Source organism: Bacillus sp. EKM208B, from assembly GCF_011800725.1.
Classification (GTDB): Bacteria; Bacillota; Bacilli; order Bacillales; family Bacillaceae; genus Bacillus; species Bacillus velezensis.
In genome coordinates this window covers 160,467-186,170 of sequence record NZ_JAANHO010000006.1, presented here as the reverse complement: position 1 = coordinate 186,170, position 25,704 = coordinate 160,467, and the positions used below count along the sequence as shown (strand labels likewise).

General features: G+C 49.7%; 25 protein-coding genes and 1 other RNA gene. 3 read left to right on the top strand and 23 right to left on the bottom strand.

What is annotated here, in order from left to right; genetic code table 11:
• Positions 1–28: 28 nt before the first annotated feature.
• Both helD and G9F75_RS12825 read right to left on the bottom strand, forming a co-directional pair.
• Positions 29–2,344: an RNA polymerase recycling motor HelD gene (gene helD / locus G9F75_RS12830; RefSeq protein WP_021494125.1), complete on the bottom strand. Its 2,316-nt coding sequence runs from the start codon at positions 2,342–2,344 to the stop codon at positions 29–31.
• A 171-nt stretch (positions 2,345–2,515) separates the two neighbouring features.
• Positions 2,516–3,124: a trimeric intracellular cation channel family protein gene (locus tag G9F75_RS12825; RefSeq protein ID WP_007410017.1), complete on the bottom strand. Its 609-nt coding sequence runs from the start codon at positions 3,122–3,124 to the stop codon at positions 2,516–2,518.
• Between the two features lie 222 nt (positions 3,125–3,346).
• Here G9F75_RS12825 and G9F75_RS12820 point away from each other — a divergent pair, with 222 nt between their 5' ends.
• Complete coding sequence (locus tag G9F75_RS12820) at positions 3,347–4,147, top strand: zinc-dependent metalloprotease (protein WP_021494126.1); 801 nt, start codon at positions 3,347–3,349, stop codon at positions 4,145–4,147.
• 33 nt (positions 4,148–4,180) lie between these two features.
• Here the strand turns inward: G9F75_RS12820 and G9F75_RS12815 are convergent, their stop codons facing one another.
• From G9F75_RS12815 to csoR, 6 genes are all read right to left on the bottom strand, one after another.
• Complete coding sequence (locus G9F75_RS12815) at positions 4,181–4,600, bottom strand: disulfide oxidoreductase (protein WP_021494127.1); 420 nt, start codon at positions 4,598–4,600, stop codon at positions 4,181–4,183.
• The gene (gene bdbD, locus G9F75_RS12810; RefSeq protein ID WP_012118444.1) at positions 4,590–5,261 is read right to left on the bottom strand and encodes a disulfide bond formation protein BdbD; all 672 of its coding nucleotides are present in this window, start codon (positions 5,259–5,261) and stop codon (positions 4,590–4,592) included. Before bdbD ends, G9F75_RS12815 begins: the two co-directional genes overlap by 11 nt.
• A gap of 117 nt (positions 5,262–5,378) precedes the next feature.
• Complete coding sequence (locus G9F75_RS12805; RefSeq protein WP_021494128.1) at positions 5,379–7,490, bottom strand: heavy metal translocating P-type ATPase; 2,112 nt, start codon at positions 7,488–7,490, stop codon at positions 5,379–5,381.
• A 149-nt stretch (positions 7,491–7,639) separates the two neighbouring features.
• Positions 7,640–10,069 (bottom strand): heavy metal translocating P-type ATPase, encoded by a 2,430-nt coding sequence (locus G9F75_RS12800; RefSeq protein ID WP_017418917.1) that lies wholly within the window; start codon positions 10,067–10,069, stop codon positions 7,640–7,642.
• Between the two features lie 83 nt (positions 10,070–10,152).
• Positions 10,153–10,359: a copper chaperone CopZ gene (gene copZ / locus G9F75_RS12795; RefSeq protein ID WP_015240581.1), complete on the bottom strand. Its 207-nt coding sequence runs from the start codon at positions 10,357–10,359 to the stop codon at positions 10,153–10,155.
• A gap of 75 nt (positions 10,360–10,434) precedes the next feature.
• Entirely contained in the window at positions 10,435–10,740 is a 306-nt protein-coding gene (csoR, locus tag G9F75_RS12790) for a copper-sensing transcriptional repressor CsoR (RefSeq protein ID WP_013353610.1), read from the bottom strand.
• A gap of 138 nt (positions 10,741–10,878) precedes the next feature.
• Here csoR and G9F75_RS12785 point away from each other — a divergent pair, with 138 nt between their 5' ends.
• Positions 10,879–11,919 (top strand): oxidoreductase, encoded by a 1,041-nt coding sequence (locus G9F75_RS12785; RefSeq protein WP_021494129.1) that lies wholly within the window; start codon positions 10,879–10,881, stop codon positions 11,917–11,919.
• A 45-nt stretch (positions 11,920–11,964) separates the two neighbouring features.
• Here G9F75_RS12785 and G9F75_RS12780 read toward each other — a convergent pair whose 3' ends face one another.
• The 10 genes from G9F75_RS12780 to G9F75_RS12735 all read right to left on the bottom strand — a co-directional run bounded on the left by G9F75_RS12780 (position 11,965) and on the right by G9F75_RS12735 (position 19,852).
• Positions 11,965–12,600, bottom strand: coding sequence for an FMN-dependent NADH-azoreductase (locus G9F75_RS12780; protein ID WP_012118449.1), 636 nt, complete (start codon positions 12,598–12,600; stop codon positions 11,965–11,967).
• A 193-nt stretch (positions 12,601–12,793) separates the two neighbouring features.
• On the bottom strand, positions 12,794–14,122 hold the full coding sequence (locus G9F75_RS12775) for an LLM class flavin-dependent oxidoreductase (RefSeq protein WP_021494130.1): 1,329 nt from the start codon (positions 14,120–14,122) through the stop codon (positions 12,794–12,796).
• Positions 14,119–14,406, bottom strand: coding sequence for a glutaredoxin family protein (locus tag G9F75_RS12770; protein ID WP_021494131.1), 288 nt, complete (start codon positions 14,404–14,406; stop codon positions 14,119–14,121). Before G9F75_RS12770 ends, G9F75_RS12775 begins: the two co-directional genes overlap by 4 nt.
• 11 nt (positions 14,407–14,417) lie before the next feature.
• On the bottom strand, positions 14,418–15,425 hold the full coding sequence (locus tag G9F75_RS12765; protein WP_021494132.1) for an LLM class flavin-dependent oxidoreductase: 1,008 nt from the start codon (positions 15,423–15,425) through the stop codon (positions 14,418–14,420).
• Complete coding sequence (locus tag G9F75_RS12760; RefSeq protein ID WP_007613788.1) at positions 15,422–16,201, bottom strand: amino acid ABC transporter ATP-binding protein; 780 nt, start codon at positions 16,199–16,201, stop codon at positions 15,422–15,424. The genes G9F75_RS12765 and G9F75_RS12760 overlap by 4 nt, the downstream gene beginning before the upstream one ends.
• The gene (locus G9F75_RS12755; protein ID WP_007613790.1) at positions 16,198–16,905 is read right to left on the bottom strand and encodes an amino acid ABC transporter permease; all 708 of its coding nucleotides are present in this window, start codon (positions 16,903–16,905) and stop codon (positions 16,198–16,200) included. Before G9F75_RS12755 ends, G9F75_RS12760 begins: the two co-directional genes overlap by 4 nt.
• Positions 16,906–16,920: 15 nt before the next feature.
• Positions 16,921–17,643 carry an amino acid ABC transporter permease gene (locus tag G9F75_RS12750; RefSeq protein WP_017418910.1) on the bottom strand — a complete coding sequence of 241 codons (723 nt, stop codon included), beginning with the start codon at positions 17,641–17,643 and terminating at the stop codon, positions 16,921–16,923.
• Positions 17,644–17,665: 22 nt separating this feature from the next.
• The gene (locus G9F75_RS12745) at positions 17,666–18,478 is read right to left on the bottom strand and encodes an amino acid ABC transporter substrate-binding protein (protein ID WP_021494133.1); all 813 of its coding nucleotides are present in this window, start codon (positions 18,476–18,478) and stop codon (positions 17,666–17,668) included.
• Positions 18,479–18,503: 25 nt separating this feature from the next.
• Entirely contained in the window at positions 18,504–19,316 is an 813-nt protein-coding gene (locus G9F75_RS12740) for an amino acid ABC transporter substrate-binding protein (RefSeq protein ID WP_014418889.1), read from the bottom strand.
• Positions 19,313–19,852, bottom strand: coding sequence for a GNAT family N-acetyltransferase (locus tag G9F75_RS12735; protein WP_003151702.1), 540 nt, complete (start codon positions 19,850–19,852; stop codon positions 19,313–19,315). The genes G9F75_RS12740 and G9F75_RS12735 overlap by 4 nt, the downstream gene beginning before the upstream one ends.
• 151 nt (positions 19,853–20,003) lie before the next feature.
• On the opposite strand from G9F75_RS12735, the gene G9F75_RS12730 reads away from it, so the two are divergent.
• Positions 20,004–20,894, top strand: a complete 891-nt coding sequence (locus G9F75_RS12730) for a LysR family transcriptional regulator (RefSeq protein ID WP_017418907.1) — start codon at positions 20,004–20,006, stop codon at positions 20,892–20,894.
• Between the two features lie 38 nt (positions 20,895–20,932).
• On the opposite strand, the gene G9F75_RS12725 is transcribed toward G9F75_RS12730, so the two are convergent.
• The 5 genes from G9F75_RS12725 to rnr form a co-directional block, all read right to left on the bottom strand.
• A complete protein-coding gene (locus G9F75_RS12725) occupies positions 20,933–21,727 on the bottom strand; it encodes an SDR family NAD(P)-dependent oxidoreductase (RefSeq protein ID WP_014721805.1) in 795 nt (264 codons plus the stop codon).
• Positions 21,728–21,841: 114 nt separating this feature from the next.
• The gene (locus G9F75_RS12720) at positions 21,842–22,147 is read right to left on the bottom strand and encodes a barstar family protein (protein WP_014418893.1); all 306 of its coding nucleotides are present in this window, start codon (positions 22,145–22,147) and stop codon (positions 21,842–21,844) included.
• A gap of 74 nt (positions 22,148–22,221) precedes the next feature.
• Positions 22,222–22,584, bottom strand: a transfer-messenger RNA (tmRNA) gene (gene ssrA, locus G9F75_RS12715).
• Positions 22,585–22,752: 168 nt separating this feature from the next.
• Entirely contained in the window at positions 22,753–23,223 is a 471-nt protein-coding gene (gene smpB / locus G9F75_RS12710) for an SsrA-binding protein (RefSeq protein WP_003151688.1), read from the bottom strand.
• Positions 23,224–23,362: 139 nt separating this feature from the next.
• The gene (rnr, locus tag G9F75_RS12705) at positions 23,363–25,696 is read right to left on the bottom strand and encodes a ribonuclease R (protein ID WP_022553798.1); all 2,334 of its coding nucleotides are present in this window, start codon (positions 25,694–25,696) and stop codon (positions 23,363–23,365) included.
• Between the last annotated feature and the right edge of the window lie 8 nt (positions 25,697–25,704).

The window sequence follows — 25,704 nt, the reverse complement described above, 5'->3', positions numbered from 1 at the left end:
AAAAAGCCCTTTGCACTTGGCAAAGGGCTTACACGAATAAGCCGGCGGGCACTTCTTTTATAAAAGGAGAGGGTTCTCCCGGAGACAATACGGTCAGATGATGCATCGCCCGCGTACAGGCCGTATATAACAGCTTACGGTCATGTTCGCTTTTGTACTGGGCAGCAGAGGCGTCAGCGGCAATGACGGCGTCAAACTCAATGCCTTTTGCCAAATACACGGGAATGACGCATACCCCTTTTTGAAAAGGCTGGTTTTCTTTATTGATCAAGCGGACATCGCTACCGTCGCTGACCGCCTGAAACACTTTTTTGGCTTCCGCGGCCGTTTTGCAGATGACGGCGACCGTCTCCCAGCCTTTTTGTCTGAGCTCCCGGATTGTATCCGCCAATTGTTCCCGCCGCGCATTTTCTGTATCCGTCCGCAAAACACGAGGTTTTTCCCCGTTCCGGTTAAAAGGCTCAATATCATCGCCGTCAGCCAGCAGCGCTTTCGTAAATTCAACAATCTGCCGCGTCGATCTGTAAGTCCGCTTCAGGCTGACATACTTTTCTGCACCATTGCGAAAGCAGCCGGCGAGGGAAGAAGGGCCCGTAATGGTGTGGGCATAAATCGACTGGCTGACATCACCGAGCACCGTCATCTTTGCCGCTGGGAAGATGCTTTGAATATACGTGAGCTGAAATGGGGAATAATCCTGCGCTTCATCAATGAAGACGTGCTTCATTTGTGTGTTTTTTCTTTTTCCTTCTAACAGATCCTGCAAATACAGATACGGAGCGGCATCTTCATACGGAAGTGACCGTTCTGCAAATGCGTTTCTGGTCAAAGCGCCGATGCTCTCCCAATGATCGGGCTTTTCAGCAGCTCCCCAGTCTGAAAACAGCCGGAGATACATCCGTTTTATATCGAGAAAGCCGAGCCGTCTGACGGCCTGCTTAATCGGTTTAAAAGCTTTGCCGACAATAATGGCGCCAAGCAGCCGCTGTTCGCGCTGATGGTCGTCAAATGCAGGTTCATCATCTGCCGCCTGCTTCTTGAGTGTTTGATAAACCTCAGCATAGTCTTCCTTATCAAGCAGCTCGCTCTCCTGCAAGACCCATTCCTTCTTACGCTCCTTTTTTTCGAGAGCGCTGATTTCCGCGAGAAGCCATTCCGCCGTCAGCTCCGCTCTGTTCGGAATCGGCAGCTGCTGATCAAGCGAATAAAAATAGTCTTCAATCCGCTCTTTTGAAATCAGGATGTCTCCCCGGAAGCTGATCTGTTTACACATCAGGCCCGAGCCGGAAAGCGAGCCGGCATAGCGGTCAATCATGGCCTGGAAAGCTGATGACGCTTTGTAAGCAATGGCTGCGATCCTTACGGAAAGTGCGTCCTGGTTTTGTTCAGTCAGGCAATATTCAAGCTGCTCGTACGGGCTTTCACAATCAAACTTTCGTCCGAGCCGGCGGATGATATATTCCTGAAAGGTGGCCTGCTCCATATTCTCTTCTCCCAATTCCGGCAATACGGCGGACACATAACTGTTGAACAAAATGTTCGGGGAAAACAATACAATCTGACGGGCATCAAGCACCCCGCGCCCGCGGTACAGCAAGTAAGCGGCCCGCTGAAGCGCCGCGGATGTTTTCCCGCTTCCGGCGGCTCCCTGAACAATGAGATATTTGCTTTTTTCATCCCGGATGATTTCGTTCTGTTCTTTTTGGATGGTTGACACGATGTTTTTCATATGCTGTCCGGAATGGCCGCTCAGCACCTCTTGCAGCATTTCGTCACCAATCGTCATATCCGTGTTAAACATCGCTTTAAGCGTCCCGTTTTTAATGATAAACTGCCGCTTCAGTGTGATGTCTCCCTCTATCGTTTCTTCCGGAACTTCATAACGGGCTTTTCCCGGGGAATATTGATAGTAAAGAGATGAGATGGGCGCGCGCCAATCATAAATGAGAAATTGCTCGTTGTTTTCATCCATCAAAGAAGTCAGCCCGATATAAATCCGCTCGGAAGAGGATTCCCCTTTTTCCGTAAAATCGACACGGCCGAAGTAAGGAGAGGTTTTCAGCTTTTGGATTTTTTGAAGCTGCCGGTATTGAAGCCGATGCGTCCGTTCACGTTCTGAAAGCATTTCCGCCTGCTGTTTAATGCTTGAAAATGTCTCAGCCGCTTCGTGGGCATCATCCATATTCACGGTGACATCATCCCAAAACGTTTTTCTCAAGCCCACAATATCCTGCTTCAATCCGCCCGATGAGGCTTCAAGATGAGTTTGTTTCTGTTCCAGTTCCTTCATAACAAAATTGATTCTTTCCTGCTCTTCTTTCCACTCTTTATCACGTTTTGCCATCAGCGGCACCTCCGACATCAAGCTGACAAATCCGGCTTTCATCATACAAACATATATGCAACATATTATTCAGCATTATGGTCAAATACCCTTTTTCTTATCATATCGGGCGTCTTTTTTTATCAGAAGCCGTTATGAAAAAAAACCGATTTCGTTTGTGAAATCGGTTTTTTACTGATCTATATGATAGGAACGATTCGGCAGGCGCCACCTGAACACATAACTGCAGATGCGGCATGCCACAAGCACAAGAAACAGCACATACAAACCGGCGGCATCCCCGGCCCAGCCGAGGCCCACGATTAACCCTCCGAGCGCGGCCCAGACCGCATAAATTTCCGCCTTGAGCACAAGCGGCTTCCTGCCCGCGAGCAGATCCCGTATGATGCCGCCCCCGCTGCCGGTCAGGACCGCTGCCGCAATCACCGCACTGAGCGGATGGCCCATTTTCACGGCATATAAAGCGCCTTGGATGGCAAACGCCGAAAGCCCGATGGCATCGGATAGGTTGCCCCATTTACTCCAATGCCTTAACAGCAGCTTCGGAAACAAAAAGACAATCGTAACTGATGCGAGAGCGATTTGAAAAAACGCGCCTTGCTCCCACAAGGCGGAGACCGGAACACCGATCAGCAGATTTCGGATGGCTCCTCCGCCGAACGCCGTTACAATCCCCAAAATATACACGCCTAAAATATCATACTCCTCTTCCATCGCAACAATCGCTCCGCTGACCGCAAACGCAATGATGCCGATTACACTAAGCAGCTCCCAGGCCATTCCATATGCTCCTTTTTATTTGTTAAATTTTCTGACGACCATTAGATTTTATAATCGCTTTCTCTTAAAATCAACCTTATTTTTGAAAGATTCTGATTCCTAATCCGGGACAACCTCACCCGCAACGGCTGAGAGCGAGAGTATTTTCCTATTTTATACTTTAATGGAAGGTTTATTAGAAGTTTCATTGAATACTTTCTCTAACAAAAAGGGGGTTATGAGATGAAAATCAGTTCACTTGTTTTTCCTGTTTTATTGGCCGCCGGATTAATTCCCGGCCTGCCGTCAGCCGAAAGCCATACACATTCGCACACTCATGCGGAGCCGGCGAAAACGGTGTATACGGACCCGCTTCCGAAAGCCGATCATTTTAAAGATCTGAAGGGCCCGGTCCAAGTTGAACAGACGGTTGACACAAAAATTCTGGATGAAAACGGCAAGCAGGTCGGCACGAAACGATTTAATGCCAATGTCAGTCAGGATAAAGCCTCAACTAAAGCCGGTACGGGCAGCCAGAAGGTCAGAGTGCTGGCGGTGGCGGACGCTGAATACCGCGCCAAATACAGCGACTGGCAAACGCGAATCGTCCAGATCGTGGAGCAGGCGGATGTCGCTTTTAACCGTGATCACAACATTGATTTCGTCGTACAGGCCGTGCAGGCTTGGAATTCTTCCGGCTCAAACAGTTCTCAGATTTTATCGAATCTCCAAGGCAGCTTCAGAAATCAAAATTATCATTTTGTCGTCGGTTTTACCGCAAAATCAAGTTTTGACGCCGGCGGTATCGCGTATGTATATAACGGCAAACCGAGCGGCCCTGCTTTCAGCGTGAACCTTGATCAAGGAACGGCCAACACGGCGAAAGCGGCACAGCACGAGTTTTCCCATAACTTCGGACTTCAGCATGACGCCCAAGGCAGCGGCATCCGCTGCGTCATGAATTATGATTATGCCTATGCCGTGGATATTTGGGACAGCTCCCATAACAGACAGATTGAGACAAACAAAGCTTGGTACAAATAATAGAAAAAGAGCCGCTCCTATGGAGCAGGCTCTTTATTTTGCCGTGCGTTCCGTTTTGACAAAACACATGCAGATAATAATGAGAATAAATGCCGTCAATGCCAGGAAAGGAATGGTAATGAAACCGAACCAGTTAATATATTCAGATGAGCAAGGCACGCCGTAGACACACGGCTTGATGCCGCTGAAACCGGGCACCTTCTGCTCAAGGTAATGCATGATCGATATAAACGCGCCGATGACGGCCATCGGCAGCACATATTTTTTCACGCGCGTGTCACCCTGGAAGGTGGCGATTCCTAAAATCAGGACAAGCGGGTACATGAGAATTCTTTGATACCAGCACAGCTCGCACGGTATGAATTTTCTGATCTCGCTGAAATAAAGGCTGACGAGCATGGCAGCAAGAGCTATCACCCAAGAAGCATATAAAAATACGATTCTATTTTTCATTTTTCAGCTCTTTCTTAATCGTTTTTGAAATCTCATCATATTTAGAGAAGTCATTAATCACCTTGTCATTTACATAAATCGTCGGTGTCGCCGTAATGTTTAATTTATCATTCAGGTCAGTGTCAGCTTTCAGCTCTTTTGCAAAGGTTTCTTTATCAAGGTTTTCCTTCAGCTTGTCAGGATCAACCTTTTTCGCGGTGCTTTTGACCGTTTTTTCAAGCAATGCAGGCGTGACCCATTCCTGTTCGCTTGACGGCTGCTGTTCAAACAGCTTTTCATGGAAAGCCCAGAATGATGCCGGGTCTTCTTTCCACACCTCTTCTGAAGCAAGAGCCGCCAGACGCGAGCCGCTTCCGTGGTACATGACGTTCACAAATGAAAATTTCACGTCGCCTTTATCGATAAAATCTTTTTTGATTTTCGGAAAGATATCGCTGTTAAATACTTTGCATGACGGACATTTGTAATCTCCGAATTCAACTACCGTAACAGGCGCGCTGTCTTTGCCGAGCACGGGCTGTCCTTTAATGGAAGGCTGTTCGGCGACTGTTTCGCCCGCTTTTTCCGTTTGGTTGTTAATAATTACGATGGCCGCAAATAAAACGACAACGATTAACGTCAGTATCACCGCAAATTTCGCAGACGATTGTTTCTTTTTCACTCAGACACCTCATTGTTTTTAAAATAAAAAAGAAGCGGATGCCGGATGGCCCGCTTCTCTATTTTACCAAGACAACCTTGTTTAAGAAAACCCTGAAAAACGAATTATCTTTGACAATTATTCCGCTTTCACTCTCATGACGCGCATCGAGTTGGCAACGGCGATCAGCGTGACGCCTACATCTGAAAAGACCGCTTCCCACATGGTGGCAAATCCGAATGCGCCAAGCAGGAGAAAAATGATTTTTACGCCTAAAGCAAATCCGATGTTCTGCCAGACGATCCGGCGTGTGCGGCGTGCAATCCGGATCGCTTCGGATGCTTTTGACGGCTGGTCTGTCATCAGGACGACATCGGCCGCTTCGACGGCGGCATCAGAGCCGAGAGCCCCCATGGCAGCTCCGATGTCAGCTCTGGCAAGCACAGGCGTATCATTAATCCCGTCGCCGACAAACATCAGTTTTTCATTCGGTGCAAGCGCCGCTTCAAGTTCTTCGACGCGGTCTACCTTGTCACCCGGCAAAAGCTCTGTGTACACGTCATCAATACCGAGCTCTCGGCCGACAGCTTCTCCGGTCTGCTTTGAATCACCCGTCAGCATCACTGTCCGCTTCACGCCGAGCGCTTTTAAATTGGCAATGGCCTGTTTGGCGTCCTCTTTGATTTCGTCGGCGATCACGATCGCCCCCGCATACCGCTGATCAACGGCGACATAGACGACGGTTCCGTTATTTTCAGCTGTGCCGGAAGCGATTTGTTCTTTTGCCATCAGTTTTTGATTTCCGGCCAAAATCGTTGATCCGCCGGTTTTCACCCGAATGCCGTGTCCGGGTATTTCTTCATATTCTTCAATCTCCTCAGCCGCGAGCGGTTGATTGTAAGCTTCACGGATGGAAGAAGCAATCGGATGATTGGAATGGACTTCCGCAAGCGCGGCCGCATGAAGCAGGCTGTCTTTCGTAAATCCCGCCGCCGGCTTGATATCAGTAACGGCGAAATTGCCTTTCGTTAAGGTTCCCGTTTTATCAAACACGGCGTATGCCACCTGATTGAGCGCTTCTAAATAGTTGCTGCCTTTCACGAGCACCCCTGCTTTAGACGCAGCCCCGATACCGCCGAAAAACCCGAGCGGAATGGAGACGACGAGTGCGCACGGACAAGAAATCACAAGGAAAATCAGCGCGCGGTACACCCAGTCGGATAGCGCGGCTGAAGGCACGAGAAGCGGCGGTAAAAAGGCGAGAAGCACCGCAACAATGACAACGGCCGGTGTATAATACTTGGCAAACTTCGTAATAAAGTTTTCCGTTTTCGCTTTACGTCCGGCCGCATTTTCGACCAGATCCAATATTTTTGACACGGCAGAGTCTTCATATCCTTTAGAGGTTTCAATATGAAGCACGCCGTTCTGATTCATAAATCCGGCCATCACATCTTGCCCCGGCTCCGCTTTTCTCGGCACGGATTCGCCCGTTAAAGCGGATGTATCAACCATCGAAGAACCGCTCAGCACCTTTCCGTCCAGCGGAATCCGTTCTCCGGGATTCACGACGATGACCTGTCCGACTTTGACGTCCTGCGGCGGAACGGCAGTCATGCCGTTTTCCGTTTTCACATTGGCGTACTCAGGACGGATGTCCAATAACGCGCTGATCGATTTTCTGGATCGGCTGACGGCCGCTCCCTGAAACAATTCACCGATTTGGTAAAACAGCATGACCGCGACGCCTTCCGGATACTGATGAATCACAAATGCGCCGATCGTGGCAAGCGCCATCAGAAAATGCTCATCAAATACCTGGCCGCGGACAATGTTTTTTCCCGCTCTGGCTACGATATCGCCGCCGATGATCAAATATGAAGCAAAAAAGAGCAGAAACTCAAGGACGGCGCCCGTGTGCGCGAAGTAAGCGATGACGGCCAAAACGGCTCCCGCTGCCAGCCTCACTAACATCAGGTGCAGCTTTTTGCGGTATTCATCCTCGCCGGGTTTATCTTCATGTTTCGCACGGACGGTCACATGAGGATCAATGGACTTTACTTTTTTCGCGACTTCGTCTTTCATCCATTGCTCGTTTTTGCCGCCGGCTGAGACCGTGATGGTGCTTGCCGCAAAATTGACAGCACAGCCGTCTATGCCGTCAATGGCTTTTACGCCGTTTTCTATTTTTTTTGCACAGTTGCTGCAATCAAGTCCGTCTAAAACAAATTCACCTTTGGCTGCTTTCATTTTCGACTCACCCTACTTTCCGTAATAGGATTCCCATAACATCAATACAGCTAAACGAATTTATATATATGAACATATACTCATATATGTGTTTTCTCTATTATATGCAGGCTTTGAATAAAGTGTCAATAAAAAAGACAAAACAGGCATCAGCCCATTTTGTCTTTTTTCACCTTCTGTAAACGCAAAGCATTAAGCACGACCGATACTGAGCTGAACGCCATGGCAGCGCCTGCCACCCACGGGGCCAGAAAGCCGGATGCCGCAATCGGAATGCCGATGCTGTTGTATCCCAATGCCCAGCCTAAATTCTGCTTGATGTTTCTCATGGTCAGCCTGCTCATGCCGATGGCGTCGGCAATGCCGTTCAGGTCACCGCGGATCAGCGTAATATCCGCCGCTTCCATTGCGATATCTGTGCCGGTGCCGATGGCCATTCCGATATCGGCCACAGCCAGCGCCGGAGCATCATTGATGCCGTCACCGACCATCGCCACGCGCCGGCCTTCTTTTTGCAGCCGGGAAATTTCCGCCGCCTTTTGTTCGGGAAGCACTTCGGCGATCACGCTGCCGATGCCCGCGGCTTTTGCAATGGCTTCTGCGGTCTTTTTGTTGTCACCGGTCATCATGATGACGTCAAGCCCCATATCATTCAGGCGTTTCACCGCGGCCGGAGATGTTTCTTTGATTGTATCGGCGACTGCGATAAGCCCCGCCGCTTTGCCGTCTGCCGCAATAAGCATCACCGTTTTTCCTTCCGCCTCCAAGCGGGCCATTTGCGGAAGCAGCGCCTCATGTTCAATGTGTTCTGATTCCATCAGCCGTCTTGATCCGGCTAGAATCGTTCTGCCGTCAGCCTCTGCATAGATTCCGGAACCGATCCGGGCTTGGAACCGGGTGATTTTCGGGATGGCAATCCCCCGTTTTTCGGCTCCTGACACGATGGCTTCTCCAAGCGGGTGCTCTGATCCCGTTTCGGCGGCCGCCGCCAGCCGCAGGAGTTCCTCTTCGTTCATTCCCGCTGCCGGCACGGCGTCTGTCAGAACAGGTCTGCCGTTTGTCACCGTTCCTGTTTTATCCAGTACGATTGTCGTCAGACGCTGTGTTTTTTCTAAATGCTCTCCGCCTTTAAAAAGAATGCCGAATTCAGCTGCGCGGCCCGAGCCCGCCATAATGCTCGTCGGTGTGGCGAGCCCGAGTGCGCACGGACAGGCAATGACAAGCACGGCGATGAATTTGCCGATCGCTTCAGAAAACTGTCCCGGCGCGGCCCATACATACCAAATGAGAAAAGTCAGCACGGCCAGCCCCAGCACAATCGGGACGAAAATGCCTGAAATGTGATCCGCGAGCCGCTGAATGGGGGCTTTTGATCCTTGGGCTTCTTCCACGATTTTAATAATGTGTGCAAGCGCGGTATCTTTCCCGACATTCACCGCTCTGATTTTGAGAAAGCCGTTTGCATTGATCGTCGCACCGGTGACACTGCTTTCGGGAGACTTATCGACAGGCATGCTCTCTCCCGTAATCATCGATTCATCAATTGCGGAATGGCCTTCAATCACTTCGCCATCGACAGGGACGCGTTCTCCCGGTTTCACGTATACGATGTCCCCCGTCCGGACCTCATCAATCGGAATCACCTGTACTTTGCCGTCCCGCTCAACCGCCGCCGTCTTCGCCTGAAGCTTCATTAACTTTTTAATCGCTTCTGATGAGCGGCCTTTCGCTTTCATCTCTAAAAGCTTTCCAAGCAAAATCAAAGTCAGCAAAATGGCGCTCGTTTCATAATAAAGCCCCTCAACATGTCCGTCTCGTCCGAGAGACGCAATCGTCATGTACAGGCTGTATGCGTAAGCGGCCGTCGTTCCGAGCGCAACGAGAACATCCATATTGGCGCTTTTGTTTCTCAGCGCCTTGTACGCCCCCATATAAAAAGGCCAGCCGATGACGAGCTGCACCGGGGTGGCAAGCGCGAATTGCAGCCACGGATTCATCAGGATATCCGGCATCCAGATAAAAGAAGTAAAAGAAAAATGGCTGACCATCGACCATAGAAGCGGAAAGGAGAGAACGGCAGAAAATATCAGCCTGATCAGCTGTTTTCGCTGCTCTTTCTCCTTTTGGGATAATCCGCCGTCTCCATCAACCGCTTTCTTCTCGTCTAATCTGTAGCCGAGTTTTGCCACGGTCTCTTTCAGCTCTTTCGGTGTCACCTCTTTCGGATTGTATTCAACGGTGACTGTTTCCAGTGCGAAATTCACCGGTGCGCTGTCAACTCCCCCTATTTTGTTCAGGCGCTTTTCAATCCGGTTGGCGCAAGCGGCGCACGTCATGCCTTCAATCTGAAACTCAGCTTTTTCCGTCACGACGTGATAGCCGAGTTTTTCAATTTTTTCTTTTATGGCGCTTGCTTCGATTTTGTCAGGGTGATAGGAAATGTTTGAAGTCTCAAGCGCAAGATTGACGGAAGCGTCATTGACGCCGTCCATCCGTTTCAGCCCTTTTTCAATTCTTGAAGCGCAGGCGGCGCATGTCATGCCCCCCACTTGAATGGTCATTTCTTTCGGTTCACTCAATGTCCTCATCTCTCTTCATAAACCCCAGGGGGGTATAATTATGATAAAAGAAAACCGCGCCCGTTTCCGCAGCGCGATAAATCCTATACGACGTCATAACCTTGATCTTCAATCGCGTCTTTTATATCTGATACGGAGACTTTGTTCTCATCAAACGTCACATCCACCTGTCCGGCTTCCAATTTCACCTGAACCGCCGTCACTCCGTTCAGTTCTCCTACTCCGGTCTCTACTGCTTTGACGCAGTGCTGACAGGACATGCCTTCGACTTGCAGTGTTTTTTGTTCCATGATGATTCCCTCCACGTCTTGTTTTTTCTTCTTCATGTTACCATACCCCTGTAGGGTATTTCAAAACATTTTATTTTACGATTTTGCGATTTTTTTCACAACGTCAAGCAGCTCGGCAATCGCCTGCTCCCCGTTTCCGCTCTCAATGGCGCCGGCTACGCAGTGATGGGCGTGATCTTCCAGCAGATGAAACGCGACTTTCTGCATGGCTGCCTGTACGGCTGAGATCTGCACAAGAATATCCACGCAGTATCGTTCGTTCTCCACCATATTCTGAATGCCCCTGACCTGGCCTTCAATCCGTTTCAGCCGGTTCAGGATCTGGTCTTTTTCTTTGGCGCTTTTATGATTTAACGATTGATGCTCGGTATGTTTGTCCATTTTCCACCTCGGTTTTTTTCTTCGTTATCTTCATTATACAGACTTGAAAATCCGGTGTAAAAAATTTTCAACACACAAGTTTTACCAGTACACCCGCGGGGTATATATTGTTATCACATATCAAGAGGGGGAAATTCATTGAAAACGATACAGGTTGGCATATTGGGATATGGTTTGTCGGGTAAAGTCTTTCATGCGCCGCTTTTGGACGTCCTTGATGATTATCAGATCAAAAAAGTCATGACGTCCAGAACGGAGGAGGTCAAACGTGATCTGCCGGGGGCTGAAGCCGTGCGCGCGATTGAAGACATTACCGGTGATCCTGACATTGACCTCGTCATCGTCACGACACCGAGCGGAATGCATTATGAATCAGCGATGAAATGTCTACTGGCGGGAAAACACACCGTCGTGGAAAAACCGATGACGGCGACTTCAGCAGAAGCGGAGGAACTGAGAAGAACGGCTGAAGATAAAGGCGTCTTACTGAGCGTGTACCACAACCGGCGGTGGGACAATGACTTTTTAACGATACAAAAGCTGATTCGGGACGGGGCGCTTCAAGACATTCATACATATCAAGTCAACTACGATCTATACAACCCGGTTGTACAGGAAAAATGGCGCGAAAAGAACGGACCCGCCACGGGAACGCTGTATGATCTCGGTTCACATATTATTGACCAGACACTTCTGCTTTTCGGAATGCCGGAATCCGTCACCGCACATGTGATGAAGCAGCGGGACAACAGCGAAACCGTTGATAATTTTCTGGCCGCGCTCCATTACGGCAAGCTTCAGGTCATCCTTCAATCCGGCTCCATGAATGCGGCAAGCGGCCCGCGCTATCAGATTCACGGACGGAATGCAAGCTTTATCAAATACGGAATGGATGGACAGGAAGATGCGCTTTCAGCGGGCAAAAAGCCGGTTGACGAGAGCTGGGGCGCCGATGATCCTGACAACTTCGGAGAGCTGACAACCGCAGCGGATGAAAAACGGCATACAGAAACAATCCCCTCTGAGAACGGCTCTTACCTTACGTACTACAAACTGCTGGCAGACAGCATCTTAAACGGAAAACCGCTTCCCGTTACGGCAAAAGAAGGCATCGATGTCATCCGTGTTATTGAAGCGGCGATGAAAAGCAGCGAACAAAAACGGACGATTGCCCTTTAATATGAAAAACCTCCCAGCCGTGTCAGCTGGGAGGTTTTTTTAAGATCAGAATGATTTTCCGGCTTCTTTCGCGCGGGCAATCGCATCTTCTTTAATTTGCTGTGCTTTATTCGGTTCAGCATTATGGCCTTCAACGATTAATCCGTCGAAAGAAGGAACGCCGAAGAAGTTCATCATGATGCCGATGTAACGGTGGCCCATTTCCATGTCAGCCGCCGGTCCTTCAGAGTAATAGCCTCCGCGCGCCTGAATGTGGAGCGCTTTTTTGTCTGTCAACAGACCGATCGGGCCTTGCTCTGTATATTTGAATGATTTTCCGGCTACAGCAACGGAATCAAGGTACGCTTTCATAACCGGCGGGAATGAGAAGTTCCAAAGCGGTGTGACGAATACGTATTTGTCAGCTGCCGCGAATTGATCGCTCAGCTCGTTCAGACGGCCGACTTTCGCCTTTTCGTTTTCAGAAAGCTCTTCAAAACCTGTGCCGGATTGAAGTTTTCCCCAGCCGCTGAATACATCCGCGTCGATATGAGGAATGTTCTCTTTGTAAAGGTCGATATGTACAACCTCATCATTCGGGTTTGATTCTTTATAAGAATCGATAAACGCTTTTCCTGTCGCCATGCTGTAAGATGTCTTTTCATCATGAGGATGAGCAGTGATATAAAGTACTTTTGCCATTATAAACAGCCCTTTCGTTTTCAGATTACACACACATTTATTATGAAATATGAATGTTTTTTTATACTGATCAGTTCTGTAATAATTATAGTTACAAAAAAATCATTTAGCAACAATAATATCTCGAAATCAGTATATTTTTTTGAAAAGGCTGTAATGACGGGAATGGCAAGCAGCAGAAAAAGCAGAAACCTCAGTTTCTGCTCAAAATCGGATTGGGTCTGCAGGCCGGAATATCCAATCCGAGATTCCCCCGCAGTGTATCGGCCGGATAGCTTTTTCGGTACAGCCCCTTTTCCTGAAGGATCGGTATGACTTGATCCACAAAGGCTTCAAGCATGCCGGGGATGTCAGAGTGAATGATAAACCCGTCCGCCGCTTCGCGCTGAAACCATGTTTCAATTAATGACGCCACACGTTCCGGTGTGCCGATAAAATGGGTTCGCGGAAACGCGGCTTCGCGCGCCACTTGACGCAGCGTAAGATTCCGGGCTTTCGCCTCTCTTTTGATACGGTCTGTCGTGCTTTGAAACGCGTTTTTCCCGACGTCGCCCAAATCAGGAAACGGCTCATCCAGCGGAAAACGGCTCAGATCATAATCGTCAAAGAATCTGGCCACATATTTAACAGCGTTCTCTATCGGAATCAGCTCGGCGAATTCTTGGTATTTCGCTTCCGCTTCTTCTTGTGAGCCGGCTATAATCGGACTGATTCCCGGAAAGATCCGCAGCTTGGAAGCGTCCCGGCCGTAATCCGCCGCCCGCTTCTTCACATCATCATAAAAAGCTTTCGTTTCCTCAAGTGAATTGGAGTGCGTAAAGACTGCATCTGCATTCCTCGCGGCAAACGACCGGCCGGTTTCTGAAGACCCCGCTTGGAAAACGACCGGCTCTCCCTGTTTGGACCGGCCGATATTCAGCGGGCCCTCCACTTGAAAATACTCGCCTTTGTGATACAGGCGATGCAGTTTGTCAGGGTCAAAAAACTGCCCGGTTTCTTTGTTGCGGACGAAGGCATCTTCTTCCCAGGAATTCCACAGGCCGCGCACCACGTCCACATGTTCCTGGGCGATGGCATAGCGCCGGCTGTGGTCGGGAAGGCTTTCTTTGCTGTGATTGCGCGCGGCTCCCGCCTGCGGAGAGGTGACGAGATTCCAGCCCGCCCGGCCGCCGCTGATATGGTCAAGAGACATCAGCTGTCTTGCGATGGTGAACGGCTCAGTGAACGATGTGGAAAATGTGCCGATTAAACCAAGATGGGTTGTAGAGGCGGCAAGCGCCGATAAAATAGTGATCGGCTCAAACCGATTTAAGAAATGCGGGATGGACTTTTCAGAAATGAACAAGCCGTCCGCAATAAAAGCAAAGCTGAACAGCCCTCTTTCAGCAGTTTGCGCTTTTTGTCTGTAAAACGCCGCATTCGTGCTTGCTGTCGGATCGGCGTCGGGATGACGCCAGCCGTCCGTTGTGCCGCCGACACCGTGAATCATGGCTCCGAATTGAATAAGATCCGTCCGGCTCATTTTCTCTCCCCCTTTTTCCCCTCGTAATCGGCAAGCGCCCGTTCTACATGTTCAATGCCGACTTGAGTAACGGCCTGATACACACGGCTGTCACCGCTGCCGATTTCAACGACGGGGACATGACGGATGCCGTACTTCGTCTGCAGCACGTCACGCATTTCATCCCGCTCTGTCACATCAATTGTTTCGTATGCAACGGCTTTTTCCCGCAAATATCCTTTCACTTCATCGCAATAGGAGCAGCCCTGTTTGCTCCAGACCACTACGTTTACTTCATGACTCATGTTCATCCCTCCTATAATTGTGGGGCCGGCTGCACCGCTTCGCTTAACAGCCGGTAAGACAATCGTTTTTCCTCAGCATTTTTGATAGGCGACAAAATCACAAAATCAGTAATGCTGTATTGAACCGATAATCGTCTCAGCTCGGCGGCTGTCTCTTCTTTTGTCCCGGCAATCACACCCGTCTTTTGTGTAATCAGCTTATACGGCTGCGTGACTTGTTCAAGAAACGCTTCCGCTTGTTCCCGGGAACCGACATTCACCTTTTTGCCGTCTTCGAGAATGATTTTGACCGACTCACGCGATACCACGTGTTTTTCAGCCTCTGCTTTTGTATGCGCGGTAAATACCATCGGCGCAAGGTGAAATTCCGCCTTCGACCCTTTCGGCAGATGCTCGTCAAAGGCATGGCGCGCTTTTTCTAACGCAGCCTCTTCACCGTTTATGAAATAGGCGAAAACGAAGGAAATGCCGAGTTTGGCCGCGGATATCGCGCTTTCCGCGCTGCCGCCGAGCAAAAAGAGGTCAGGCGCATACTCAGTATGCGGCGCCGGCCGCAATGACGCGTAGCGGTGCGAGTCCGGAAAATCATTTCGGATGAAATGAGTCAGCTCCTCAAGCTTTTCTTCAAATAAACGGGCGGGCTGGATAAGCTCCCGCTGCAGCGCATCGGTTGACAGCTGAAATCCGCCGGGCGCTTTGCCGACACCAAGCGCCACACGGCCGGGAGCAAGGGCGGACAGAACCCGGAACTGCTCCGCCACTTTATAGGGACTGTAATGCTGCAGCATCACCCCGCCGGATGCGAGACGGATTTTTTTCGTGCTTGCGGCAAGATACCCCAGAACAATTTCCGGAGCTGATCCCGCTATCTCTTCATTGTTATGATGCTCCGCCGCCCAGAAACGGTCATATCCGTATTGTTCGGCCTCCTGAGCCAATTTCACCGTTTGCCGCAAGGCTTCTTCTGCGGTTTGGTTTTCCGCGGTGACACTTTGGTCTAAAATGCTTAAACGAATCATACGACAGGCTCCTTTATGCGCTCTTTTATGTCATAACCGTAATCAGGCAGCACGCGGCGGAGGAACTTCTTCGTTCTTTCTTTTTTCGTCTTGTAAAAGACTTCCTCAGGCGTTCCTTGTTCCACGATTGCTCCTTCATCCATAAACACAATTTGGTCGGACACTCTTCTGGCAAACTCCATTTCATGTGTGACAATAATCATGGTGGCGCCGGTCCGCACAATGTTAAGCATCACCTCGAGCACCTCGCCGACAAGCTCCGGATCGAGGGCTGCGGTCGGTTCATCAAACAGCATGACATCAGGATGAATGGCAAGCGCCCGGGCAATCCCGACCCGCTGCTTTTGTCCTCCCGACAGTTGATTCGGATAAGCGTGCAATTTATCCTGAAGCCCCACCTTGGCCAGTTCCCGCTCGGCAATGGCGTATGCATCTGGTTTTTTCATTTTCCTTGCGACCGTCAGGCCTTCCATGACATTTTGAATTGCCGTTTTATGCGAAAACAAATGATATTGCTGAAAAACCATCGCCGTCTGCTTCCTCAGTCTGAGAATGTCTTTTTTGGCAGGCTTTTTGCAGTTAATGACTTCACCGTGCAGCGAAATGGCGCCCTCATCCGGCCGCTCAAGTAAATTAAGGCAGCGCAGAAAAGTGGTTTTCCCGGAACCGCTCGGGCCGATGATGGTCACGACTTCTCCTTTCCGGACACTTAAATTGATCCCCTTTAACACGTGATGACTGCCAAAATGTTTTTGAATGTTTCGGATTTCGATCATAATGCGCCTCCTTGATATCTGGCCGCCCTTTTTTCCGCCAGACTGTTTACAGCTTCGAGAATCAGCGTTAATCCCCAATAAATCACGGCCGCCCCGATAAATGCTTCCAGAAACGCATAGTTATCGGATGCCGCAATCGTCGCCGTTCCTGTAATTTCAGGCACTGCAACAATTGCCGCGATGGAAGTGGTATGCAAAAAGCCGATGCCTATATTGGTGAAGTTCGGCAGCGATATCATGAACGCCTGCGGCAGAACCACGCGCCGAATCATCTGTCCCCGCGTCAGGCCGATTGAATATGCCGCCTCCGCCTGCCCTGTATCGACGGCCATGATCCCGGATCGGAGAATTTCCGTCATATAAGCGCCTGCCGTTAATGACAGTGCCATGATGACAAACACGGCGACCGGAATCTGATTGGCCGACCAGCCGAGATGAAACGCGCGGCTGAATTGATCGGCAATCAGCGGAACCCCTAAATAAATCAGCATAATATGGAGAATCGCCGGGGTGCTGCGGAAAAAAGACACGTAAAACGATGAGCAGGCCAGCAGCCATTTGATGCGGAATATACGCACCGTGATATTGCCGAGAGCTATGAAAAATCCGGCAATAATCGGAATGACCGTCATCGCCAATGTAAGCGGAACGGTTTTCATCATTTGTTTTATCGCAGTGCCGATAAATGGAATGTCCAGCTCCACTGTTCTCCCTCCTTTTCAGCCGTGCGCGCTCATGTCAAAAACCGTCACAAGGCGCGTCTCATCTTTCTTGATTCGTTTTTCGGCCCATCTGAAGACACGTTCAAATAAAAGGGCGGCCGCATAATACAGAACAGAAAGCGATATATACACTTCTAAAGAATGATTGCTCGATGTAATCAAGGTCTGTCCTCTGCCCGACATATCCATCACCCCGATCGAAAAAGCGAGTGATGTATCTTTTAAGAAACCGATCACCATATTTCCGATGTTGGGAAAGGCCTGCACGAGCGCCTGCGGCAGAATGATGCGCCGGAATGTCTGCCCCCCGTTCAGCCCGATGCTGAACGCCGCCTCCGCCTGCCCGCGGTCGACGCTGTTCACACCTCCCCTGATGATTTCGGCCGCTCTTGCCGCGCTGCTCAGCGCATACGTGGCGATGGCCGCATACAAAGGGTCCATTTTGGAGGTATCAATTCCGGCGAGCGCCGTGAGCGCCGGAATGCCGTAAAATACAATGAACAGCTGCACCATGATGGGCGTTCCTCTGAAAAAAGAGATATACAGCTTCGCAAACTGATTCAAGACGGGAATGCGATAGATGCGGGGCAGCGCCAAAAGCAGCCCCAATAGAAAGCCGAACAGCAAAGACACCGCCAATATATACAGCGTGACGGGCAAATACCCGAGCAATGTCGGCACAAAGGACGCGATCATACTGATATCAAACGCTTTTTCCATTGCCGATCCCTCTCTTTTTCACTTAATATTGCTCCTTTGAATAATCCGCGCCGAGCCACTTTTCACTCAGCTTTTTAAGCGTGCCGTCATCAATGATTTCCTGCAGGGCTTTATCAATGTCATCGCTCAGCGTTTGTTCATTTTTGTTAAACATAAAGAACACTTTGGCATTTGACAGCACCCCGCCGACCGTTTTTTCTTTGATCGCGCTCGTTTTGTTTTGGAAATCGACGGCAAACGGCGTAGAAATCGTCGCATCGGCGCGGCCGGATTTCAGCTGATTGGCCGCATCGTTTGAACCTTGGCCGGCATAAGCGATTTCAAACGGACTGCCGTGTTTTTCATTCCATTTTTTCAGCACAAGCGCGCCGTTTGACGTCGGACTCGTAATGACCCGCTTCCCTTTCAAGTCATCAATGCCGTGAATGTTCCCGTTTTCTTGAAGCACCGTGATTTTCAGCGGGAAGTTGTTATACGCGACTTGATTGAACAGAAATTTTTTCTCCCGTTCGGCGCTTTTCTCCATTTGATGGGCTACGATATCGACTTTATGCTGGCCGAGGCTGACAAGCAGGTTGGAGAAATCCATCGTTTTAAAAGTGAAACGATAGTCCGGCAGGCGCCTGTCAAGCTCTTTCACCAGCTCAACGTCGTAGCCCGTCAATTTGCCTTTATCATCAATAAAGCAAATATTCGGAAATTGGGTTCCCGTGCCGACCGTGATGTTCTTCACGTTTTTCTGATTGCCTGATGCCGCCTCCCCGCCCGCGCCGCAGGCTGATAACGCCGCCGTTGCGGCAATTGTTAATGACATGACCGCCAATCTTATTTTCATGTGATCGCCCCGTTTTCTGCTTCAGTTATTTCGTGAAACTTGATTTTGAATAATCCGCGCCGAGCCATTTTTCACTCAGCCTTTTCAATGTGCCGTCCTTCTCAAGCTTTTGAATCGCCCGATCCGTATCGTCCGCCAGGGTTTGGCTGTTTTTATTGAACATAAAATACACCTCGGTATCCAGCAGCACATCACCGACCGTTTTTTGTTTGAACGCGTGCGTCTTATTTTGAAAATCGACGGCAAACGGCGTGGATACGGTGGCGTCAGCGCGTCCCGTCTCAATTTGGTTTGCTGTATCATTGCTGCCCTGCCCGGCGTATTTCAAATGTATCGGGCTGCCGTGGGTTTTGTTGTATGCCGTCATATAGTCCGCCGCGTTTGACGTCGCGCCGACGATGACGGTTTTCCCTTTTAAATCCCGGAGCGTGTGTATCGCGTCATTATCCGCCTTCACCGTGATGTACATCGGCGAGTAGTTATACGGGATCTTGTGATACAAAAAGCGTTTCTCCCGTTCCTTATTTTTCGCCATATTGTGCGCGATCACGTCAATTTTCCGGTTTCCGAGACTTGTGAGCAGATTCGAAAAATCCATCGTCTTAAAGACAAATTTGTATTGCGGCAGCTGTTTATCAATGGCTTTCATCACTTCAATGTCATAGCCGGTCAGCTCGCCTTTTTCATCCATAAAAGCAATGTTCGGAAAATCAGTTCCCGTGCCGACAATGACGGTCTGCACGCCGCTCCCCGCTTTTGTGCTTTCTCCTTGCCCGCACCCGGCCAGCACGCCGAGCAGCAGAAGCAGACAGCCGGCTCTGATCCGTTTTTTTATCATTGCGCCCAGCTCGGTGTGCCTAACAGCGACGCGTCAAACCGCTCCGGTATGAGCACCTTTCTCATCATGACTCCGATGTCTCCGTCTTTCTCCTGCTCAAAATACACTTCATACCCCCTCCGTCTGTACATATCTACAAGCCAGGGATGCTTGCGCGCCGAAGTGCCGAGCGTGATGGCCGGGGCCTTCAGCGTATCCCGCAGCACGTGTTCTTCCACATAAGTCAAAAGTTTGCTGCCGATGCCCTGCCCCTTCAGCTCAGGAAGCGTCGCAAACCACCAGACAAACGGATATTTTGACGGAGGCGTGTCACTCTCCCACGGAAAACGGATCGTAATTGTTGAAAGAAGCCGTCCGTCCCGTTCGAGCACGACGGCTGAATGATTTTCAATATTTTCTGTTACCATATCGATGTCGGCCCGCGCCGACGGCCAGTCAATCTCCAAATTGCGGATCGGCTGAAACGCGCTGTACAGCAGCTCTAAAAACTCCGGCGCATCCTTTTTCTCAGCCAATCGAAATATGTCTTCACTCATTCCGGTCACTCTCCCCGCAAAAATATATAATTCCAATTTGTTTACTAAGCTTTGATTGTTTATACTATAAAACAAACTGATTTATTTGACTAATCAAAAAAAGTAAAGGAAAGGTTCAAGAAAATTAATGAACAGCCGGGAGGGGATTTCGTTGGAATTACGCACCATTAAAACGTTTCATACCATCGTACAGTCAGGCAGCTTTTATAAGGCCGCCGAAATTCTGAACTACTCACAGCCGACGATTTCAATGCGGATTAAACAGCTGGAACAAGATGTAGGCGCGCAGCTGTTTGAACGGGGAAAGAAGCTGAAACTGACAAGGGCGGGGCGGCTGTTTCATGAGCGGGCCGGGCAGCTTCTCGCGCAATACGAGGTGCTTGACCATACTTTGGCCGACATCAGACAGGGCCAGGCCGGCCTTATTCAGATCGGCATATCCGAACCGACGGCAAGCCTGATCTTCCCTGCCGTACTGCGGGGTTTCTTACATGATTATCCTGACATGTCGGTCAATGTCAGCGTGGATGATGCCAATACATGCAGCCGCAAACTGCTGGAGGGCGCCATTGATTTTGCCGTATGCGGCGAGCCGGAGCTGATTCTGGAAAATTATTTCGATCCGTTTTTCCATGACTCGCTCAATGTCATCGTGTCAGACAGACATCCCCTTGCCGACAAAGCAAGCGTCAATCTCGAGGATTTAGAAAATGAATGCCTGATTTTCACGCCCGCCAATTGCCCGATCCGGATTCAAATTGAACAGCACCTGCAGCGTGCCATCGGGAGCCGCTATCGAAAAATGGAGCTGACCAGCAGCATGGCTCATCAATACTATGTCAGGGAAAATATCGGCGTCTCAATCTTTACGGCGACGGCGCACTCAGAACCGATCGAGGGCACGAAGGTCATTCCGATCAATAACTTAACAATTTCACCACCGGTCGGGCTGTTGACAAACCAAAAAGAAGAGCATTTTGACTGCGCCACAAAAGATTTAATCAGCAGGATCATCGGCCGGTTTCAGCGTGATCCGCATTAAAAAAACCCCCGCTTTACGGGGGTTTTTTTACGTTCATCTTATATAATGCTCCGCACCAAGCCGCCGTCGATCCGCAATGCAGATCCGTTAATGGCAGACGACAGCGGGCTGCTTAAAAAGGCGACAAAGTGGGCGATTTCTTCCGGACGGATCAATCGCTGAATGATCGACGTCGGACGATTTTCCTTCATAAATCGTCTCTCCGCCTCCACCGCGGTTAGGTTTTCACCGGGATAAAGCGACTCGAGCATTGTTTCGACGCCCTCTGTTTTCGTGGAGCCGGGCATGACCGTATTCACCGTCACATTCGTCCCTTCCGTGAGCTCGGCCAGACTGCGTGACAGCGACAGCTGCGTCGTTTTCGTAGCGCTGTAATGGGCCATTTCCTGAGAAGGCATGACGGCCGCTTCACTCGCGATAAAAATCACCCGCCCTTCCTTCCGTTCAATCATCCGCTTTGCATACCGGCGTGTCAGCCTCACGCCGCTCATGATATTCACCTCGAAAAACCGGAGCCACTCTTCGTCAGGAATATCAAAGTATTCCGCAGGTTCAAAGATTCCTAAATTGTTGACGAGAATATCCACATCCGGATACTGCTGAAAAATCGCGCCGCACCCTTCCGCCGTGCCTAAATCAAATGCGGCCGGATAGAGACGGGCATCCGGCGTCTGTTTCTCTAGTTCCCGGATCGTTTCGTTCACCTTTTCTTCACGGCGGCCGTTAATGATCACGGCCGCACCTTCTGCAATCAGCGAAGCCGCAATCGCCTTCCCGATGCCTGACGTAGATCCTGTCACAAGCGCCGTCTTCCCTTTCAACTGCAAATCCATCATCCATTCCTCCCTATCGCAAGTCTCTTCTTATATATGGACAGAAATCGAAAGCCTGAAACCTTCCGTCCCTATTATCGGATAGAAAAATAGATGAGGGGAAGTACGCACTTTTTAGTGCCTGTCCGTTGTCCCGGCTGACGGCTGATCGATTTGAATGAAAAATTCACCATCTAATTCTGCCTGAGCCTTTTTTAATATCCTTAATACATCATCAGCATCCGAACCCAATGCCTTTTGACTGGCCTCAAAATTCTTCCACACCAAAGTCAGCGGATATTCTATCCAGCCTGTCAGACAATCCCATAAGGCATTCAAATTTTCACCATAATAGTCCGGGAAATCTAATTGATCTTTTAAGATTCGGTGTAATGCTTCTGTGCTTGTAACATCTTTTTCGTCTATGATGACGATTTCCATTCACTTTCACTCCTTGATTTCGGCATGAAAAAACCGCAGTGCGTCATGTGACGGCACTGCGGTTCCTCTGTTATGTATGGAGACGGTGGGAGTCGAACCCACGTCCAGAAACATCGATTACTTAAGCGTCTACGAGCGTAGCCTGCATATTTCGTGTTTCACTCGTCTTCGTGCCTGCGGGCGGGCCTTCCGAGAGCTAGTCTGTCAGTCTCTTCTTACGTTCTCAGACGGGAACGCAAGCGTAGCCTACTTGGATGTGCTCTTCACGGACACATAGGCAATGTCAGGAAGAGCTCGCTGCGTTTATTAGGCAGCTAGTGCTAAGTTTTGGTTAAAACTTTTAGTTTTGCCAGTTATATTTAGGTGCGTGTTAACGAGATCGCCTCTCGGCTCGCAGCTCAAGCTCGATCCATCCCTGTCGAATCCGTAACGTCCCCTTGTTAAGGGTATACGGGAGATCTATCAAGCTCTTGCTCAACTGGCTGTACTGTTATTATACCATGATCACAGGCAAATTCAATTGGGAATGTCTTCAATAAACAGCCTGTGAATCTGATGTGTGAACAGTATAGCACAGGGCATATCATCACATCAAGGCTCATGCATCAGAAGCCTTTTTGTCTGTCTCTGAACGCTCTTTCGATTTCTCTTTTGGCGTCTTTTCGTTTTAAATCTTCGCGTTTATCGTATGTTTTCTTCCCTTTTCCGAGGCCGATTAACACTTTGGCAAAGCCGTTTTTCAAATACAGCTTCAGCGGCACGAGGGAATAGCCTTTCTCTTTCGTCAGGCCGATCAGCTTATTGATTTCTTTCCGGTGCATCAAAAGCTTTCTCGTCCGGAGCGGGTCATGGTTATAGCGGTTTCCCTGCTCGTACGGGCTGATGTGCATGTTGTGGAGGAACACTTCGCCGCGTTCAATTTTCGCAAAGGAATCCTTCATGTTTACGCGGCCGGCGCGGATGGACTTAATCTCCGTTCCCTGCAGCACGATGCCTGTTTCATAGGTTTCTTCTATAAAGTAATCATGGTTTGCTTTTTTGTTTTGCGATAATACTTTGCCTGATCCTTTTGGCATGCCTTATCCTCCTCTCTCCGCAAAAACCGTTCATGTGTGCGATACGCTTTATTTTAGCAAATGGAGCGTTCCGCGACAATGAAAATGCGGCTTGCGAAAGAAAGCAAACAGAGCATTTTGCCCCATTTGCTTTTCGCATTTACTTCTTCTTTTTGCGTTTTTGTTTCGGCGCGTTTTGGAAACCGCGTTTTTTCTTTTTCTTCTTCGGTTTTGTAAACCATTCCCCTTTTTCCTCCGATTTCGGCGGTGAAGCCGGGGTATTGCTGTTTAACACGCGTTTCCGCGCCGGTCTGCCTCGTTTTCTGCGGTCGCCTGTTGTTTCTCTCGGACGGCGGGTGCCTTTCATGCCGACAATTTCAAAGTCGATGTTTCTCTCATCTTTATTGACGTCGACGACTTTGACCGTGATTTCGTCTCCGATGCGGTAAACGTTGCCCGTGCGTTCACCGATCATGGCGAAATGCTGCTCGTCAAAACGGTAATAATCATCCGTCATAAAGCTGACGTGCACAAGCCCTTCAATCGTATTCGGCAGCTCGACAAACATTCCGAAATTCGTGACGGAACTGATCATGCCGTCAAACTCCTCGCCGATTTTATCAAGCATATATTCCGCTTTTTTCAGATCGTCCGTTTCCCGCTCGGCGTCAACGGCGCGCCGTTCCATCGTTGACGTATGGTCAGCAATTTCCGGAAGGCGTTCGGCCCACTTTTCTTGAGTCGCTTCGTCCGATTGTCCGTTGATCAAATACGTTCTGATCAGCCTGTGAACGATTAAGTCAGGATAACGGCGGATCGGCGATGTGAAGTGCGTATAAAATTCAGTCGCCAGCCCGAAATGGCCCAGGCTTTGCGGGTCGTATTTCGCCTGCTTCATGGAACGGAGCATGACGGTTGAAATCACCGTTTCTTCCGGACGGTCCCGTACTTCATCAAGAATGCTTTGCAGCGCGCGCGGGTGAATGTCTCCGGCTTTCCCTTTGACGATATAACCGAATGTCGTGACGAACTCCAGAAACTTTTGCAGTTTTTCGGCGTTCGGCTCTTCGTGAATCCGGTAAATAAACGGCACGTTCATCCAATGGAAGTGCTCGGCCACCGTTTCGTTTGCGACAAGCATGAATTCTTCGATCAGCTTTTCCGCTACTGAGCGCTCTCTGATGACGACGTCTTTTACGGCGCCTTCCTTATCGACGAGCACCTTCGCCTCTTTGAAATCAAAATCCACGGCGCCGCGGTCCATCCGTTTCGCCCGGAGAATTTCCGCCAGACGTTCCATGTCTTTAAACATCGGGACGAGCGGCTCATATCTTTCTTTCAGCTCGGCGTCGTCTTCTGTGAGGATCCGGTTGACATCTGAATAGGTCATTCTTTCCGTCGTTTTAATGACGCTTTGGAAGATCTCGTGCTCTGTTACCTGCCCCTGCTGGTTGATTGTCATTTCGCAGGAAAGCGTCAGCCGGTCGACCTTCGGATTTAAAGAACAGATTCCGTTAGACAGTCTGTGCGGAATCATCGGAATGACCCGGTCAACCAAGTACACGCTTGTCCCTCTTTCCAGCGCTTCTTTGTCAATCGGGGAATTCTCCGTGACGTAATGGCTGACGTCGGCAATATGAACGCCGAGCTTGTAGCTGCCGTTATCAAGCTTTGTCACGGTGACGGCGTCATCCAGATCCTTCGCATCCGCGCCGTCAATGGTGACAATGACCTGATCGCGGAGATCACGGCGGTCTTTGATGTCTTTTTCATCGATGGTATCGGGCGTGCTTGTTGCCTGCTCCATCACTTCAGCCGGAAAGTCCCCCGGCAGGCCGTGCTTATGGATAATTGATAAAATATCGATCCCCGGATCATTTTTATGGCCGAGTATTTCAACGATTTCTCCTTCGGCGTTCATTCTGCCTTCAGGGTAGCTTGTCAGTTTGACGACGACTTTATGGCCTTCCGCAGCGCCGTTATTGGCATGTTTCGGAATAAAAATATCACTCGTGATTTTCTTATCATCCGGGATGACAAAGCCGAAGCTTTTCGTTTCTGTGTATGTGCCCACGACGCGGTCGATGCTTCTTTCCAGGATGCGGATGACCGTGCCTTCCTGTCTCGATCCGCTTGACTGGGAATTGAGCCGCACCATAACGATATCGCCGTTCATGGCCGTATTCAGCTCATTCGGCGGAATAAACACGTCGCTTAAAGAGGTATCCTCCGGCAATAGAAACGCGAATCCCTTTGCATGCGCGGAAATTTTTCCTTTTACTAAATTCATTTTTTCCGGAAGCCCGTAGCGGTTGCTTCTGGTGCGGACGATCTGTCCCGTCTCCTCGAGCGCCACCAGCGCTTTTACCAGCTCTTTAAATTCATCTGCTTCCGTGATGTTCAGCATCTCCTCGAGTTCCTGAACGGTAAGGGGCTTGTACGCCTCTTCCTTCATAAACGCGAGAAGACGGTCCATAAACGCTTCTTTTTCCATTATTCGAC

Coding starts and splice junctions, on each gene's coding strand:
- G9F75_RS12815 (WP_021494127.1), bottom strand. CDS start 4,600: ATGAAAAATAGAATCGTATTTTTATATGCTTCTTGGGTGATAGCTCTT.
- G9F75_RS12760 (WP_007613788.1), bottom strand. CDS start 16,201: ATGATCGAAATCCGAAACATTCAAAAACATTTTGGCAGTCATCACGTG.
- G9F75_RS12735 (WP_003151702.1), bottom strand. CDS start 19,852: ATGAGTGAAGACATATTTCGATTGGCTGAGAAAAAGGATGCGCCGGAG.
- G9F75_RS12740 (WP_014418889.1), bottom strand. CDS start 19,316: ATGATAAAAAAACGGATCAGAGCCGGCTGTCTGCTTCTGCTGCTCGGC.
- G9F75_RS12825 (WP_007410017.1), bottom strand. CDS start 3,124: ATGGCCTGGGAGCTGCTTAGTGTAATCGGCATCATTGCGTTTGCGGTC.
- rnr (WP_022553798.1), bottom strand. CDS start 25,696: ATGGAAAAAGAAGCGTTTATGGACCGTCTTCTCGCGTTTATGAAGGAA.
- helD (WP_021494125.1), bottom strand. CDS start 2,344: ATGGCAAAACGTGATAAAGAGTGGAAAGAAGAGCAGGAAAGAATCAAT.
- csoR (WP_013353610.1), bottom strand. CDS start 10,740: ATGGACAAACATACCGAGCATCAATCGTTAAATCATAAAAGCGCCAAA.
- G9F75_RS12750 (WP_017418910.1), bottom strand. CDS start 17,643: ATGGAAAAAGCGTTTGATATCAGTATGATCGCGTCCTTTGTGCCGACA.
- G9F75_RS12780 (WP_012118449.1), bottom strand. CDS start 12,600: ATGGCAAAAGTACTTTATATCACTGCTCATCCTCATGATGAAAAGACA.
- G9F75_RS12745 (WP_021494133.1), bottom strand. CDS start 18,478: ATGAAAATAAGATTGGCGGTCATGTCATTAACAATTGCCGCAACGGCG.
- smpB (WP_003151688.1), bottom strand. CDS start 23,223: ATGCCAAAAGGATCAGGCAAAGTATTATCGCAAAACAAAAAAGCAAAC.
- G9F75_RS12720 (WP_014418893.1), bottom strand. CDS start 22,147: ATGGAAATCGTCATCATAGACGAAAAAGATGTTACAAGCACAGAAGCA.
- G9F75_RS12805 (WP_021494128.1), bottom strand. CDS start 7,490: ATGAAAGCAGCCAAAGGTGAATTTGTTTTAGACGGACTTGATTGCAGC.
- copZ (WP_015240581.1), bottom strand. CDS start 10,359: ATGGAACAAAAAACACTGCAAGTCGAAGGCATGTCCTGTCAGCACTGC.
- G9F75_RS12765 (WP_021494132.1), bottom strand. CDS start 15,425: ATGATTCGTTTAAGCATTTTAGACCAAAGTGTCACCGCGGAAAACCAA.
- G9F75_RS12725 (WP_014721805.1), bottom strand. CDS start 21,727: ATGGATTTGCAGTTGAAAGGGAAGACGGCGCTTGTGACAGGATCTACG.
- G9F75_RS12775 (WP_021494130.1), bottom strand. CDS start 14,122: ATGAGCCGGACGGATCTTATTCAATTCGGAGCCATGATTCACGGTGTC.
- G9F75_RS12770 (WP_021494131.1), bottom strand. CDS start 14,406: ATGAGTCATGAAGTAAACGTAGTGGTCTGGAGCAAACAGGGCTGCTCC.
- G9F75_RS12820 (WP_021494126.1), top strand. CDS start 3,347: ATGAAAATCAGTTCACTTGTTTTTCCTGTTTTATTGGCCGCCGGATTA.